Genomic DNA, 2,738 nt, shown 5'->3' with positions numbered 1-2,738 from the left:
ACCCGAAAATTAGGGATATTGCCGCAATATTGTGCCCTGTTGGCAGAGAATGCCTAGCATACACGGAAAGACTTTATGAAAAAACTTTGGCTTATATACCCAAATCAACGTTGGGTAAAGCAGGATATTGGTACCACCTGGAACCTGAATCCAGCAACGCTCTGTTTGCTTGCCGCAATGGTACGGGATATCGTAGACGTGACCATTGTCGATGCCCAATTTTATGATATGTCGAAAACTGAATTTTCAGAATTATTACGGGAGGCAAAGCCTGATTTTGTGGGTATTTCCGTGCTCACTTCTGAATACAAGGAGACACTGGACATTGCGGCTGGCATAGTTCGAGAAATCTGTCCATCAGCGACCATAATTGCTGGTGGTGTCCATGTGACAACGACGGTTGAATTTATATTGCCAAACCCTGCTATAGACTATTGCGTCATAGGGGAGGGTGAATATGTTTTACGCGACCTCATCAAACACTTCACGCGAGGCACCCCGCTTCCTGTAGTAGGGTTGGCATATGAAGAGAAAGGTCGTGTTATCATACAACAGCGAGCCTTGGTGGATGACCTTTCCAAACTACCGTGGCCCGCCTATGATCTCATAGATTTTGTAGCATATTCACACTCCGCCCCTCGTACATTTAATCCCCAGTCTCCTCCTGACGTTCCTTATGTACGTATGGTTACAACACGAGGTTGTCCTTGTGGCTGTTGTTTCTGTCAAGTCGAGTTGATTTCAGGACGTCAGGTAAGGACACGCGACCCTGAAGATGTCGTTAATGAATTGCTGTATCTTAAAAAAACCTATGGTGTACGAGCCATAATTTTTGATGATGATAATCTGCTTATGGGCAAAAATAATTTTGCTGAAAAACTTTTCACTCTGATGGTTGAAAATGATGTAGGTATGAAATGGATTGCAATTGCTTTCGCACTTTTTATGTTGAATGAAGAGATGCTTAAACTTATGAAAGCATCTGGATGTATTGGTGTAAATGTAGCTATAGAGTCTGGCAACGAGAGGGTGCTTAAGGAGGTCATCGGAAAACCAATCAAAAGTCTTGATATGGCAAAGCAGATAATAAAAATGATCAAAGATTACGACATTTATTGTCTTGCCAACTTTATCATCGGCTTTCCTACTGAAACATGGGAGGAAATCAGAGAGACCATTAGTTACGCAGAACATTGCGGAGCTGATTATATAAAAATATTTGTTGCTGTCCCCTTGTACAAGACAAGGCTTTATTATAAGGCGATGGAATTAGGTGCGTTGGAATGTAATGAAGATTATCCTAAAGTCGATTGGCGTTATGCTCAGATTAAGTCGGACGAGTGGACGCCGCGAGATATAAGTATTTTAAGGGCGTTTGAATGGGATAGAATAAATTTCAGTCCTCACAAGATAGAGAGGGTATTGAAAATGTGCGATGCCACTTTTGATGAAATCAAAGGTATTCGGAAAAAGACAAGAGATGCTATGGAATTGTAGCGATTTGCGCCTCCTGGGGCCTTGCGGGGAAAAGAGCGGAGTTCAATGATACGAGCCGGACTGCCGAATATAACGCCAAAAGATCATCACAATTATGTTGCGTTTTTTCTGACACTTTCATGCAATCTCAAGTGTCCTTACTGTATAAATCTTCATGATCATACTATTCGTGCAAATCAGGTCAAACATCAGACGTTGGATGTGGGCGATTGGATCAGGGCTGCCAACCGGCTGGTGTTGCGGGCAGATCTCCCCCTAACCCTGCAGGGTGGAGAACCAACCCTGTTTTCCGGCTTTTACCGTTTTGTGAACGACGTTAAGCCGGAGATCAAGATGGATCTGATGACCAATTTGATGTTTGATGTTGACCGGTTCATCAAGGAGGTTCCGGTATGGAGATTTACCCGCGAAGCTCCCTACGCGGCAATTCGTGTCAGTTACCATCCCGACCAGAATGATATTAATGATCTGATCAGCAAAATACTTAAGTTGCAGCAGGCAGGTTTTAGAGTCGGTCTGTATGGTATTGAACATCCAGCTTCAGAGATACGAGCACATATACTGGAGGTCCAGAAACGTTGCCAGACTATGGGGCTTGACTTCAGGCTTAAGGAATTTTTGGGAGAGTATGATGGGGCCATGTACGGCACATTCAAATATGATGAATCTGTTGCCGCACAAACATTGAAACAGTGCGAATGCAGAACAACAGAAATTATCGTTGACCCGGCAGGATATGTCTACAAATGCCATGCAGATCTGTATAACACCAGAAATCCGATGGCACATATTCTGGATGCCGAATTCAATGAAGACAGTATTGACGAGTTTAGAGACTGCTCCAATTATGGCACTTGTAACCCCTGCGATGTAAAAGTGAAGACAAACCGCTTTCAGGTGTTTGGGCATACCAGCGTTGAAATACGGAATATTCGGTGACTAAACAGATGAATCAAGACCGTTTTGCCATGGATGCCCATAAACTATACTGGCACCTGGACCGGGTTGGCGAGTGGCAGAAAAACAAACTGATCGCTCCTCTCTATCTTGAGATCAGCCCTGTTTCCTATTGCAATCATCAGTGTATATTTTGTGGCCTTGATTTTGTCCACAACGAGCGACTGACTCTCGATGCTGATATTCTTATGACCCGAATTGAAGAAATGGGGCAGTTAGGGGTCAAGAGCGTCATGTTTGCCGGTGAAGGCGAGCCGCTTTTACATCCGCGCATAGTTGAAATT

2 protein-coding genes and 1 pseudogene are annotated in these 2,738 nt (G+C 43.8%); all 3 read left to right on the top strand.

The features are described from left to right. Positions 1–75 precede the first annotated feature (75 nt). Positions 76–1,497, top strand: a complete 1,422-nt coding sequence (locus tag OEL57_RS16045; protein WP_300741858.1) for a B12-binding domain-containing radical SAM protein — start codon at positions 76–78, stop codon at positions 1,495–1,497. 201 nt (positions 1,498–1,698) lie between these two features. Then, positions 1,699–2,436 (top strand): radical SAM protein, encoded by a 738-nt coding sequence (locus OEL57_RS16040; protein WP_300741857.1) that lies wholly within the window; start codon positions 1,699–1,701, stop codon positions 2,434–2,436. A gap of 8 nt (positions 2,437–2,444) precedes the next feature. After that, positions 2,445–2,738 (top strand): annotated as a pseudogene (locus OEL57_RS16035) (hypothetical protein); the annotation flags it as partial.

This window comes from Trichlorobacter sp. (assembly GCF_030247655.1).
In the GTDB taxonomy this organism is placed as follows: Bacteria; Desulfobacterota; Desulfuromonadia; order Geobacterales; family Pseudopelobacteraceae; genus Trichlorobacter.
The sequence above is the reverse complement of the archived record's forward strand: the minus strand, read 5'-3'. Positions and strand labels throughout refer to the sequence as shown.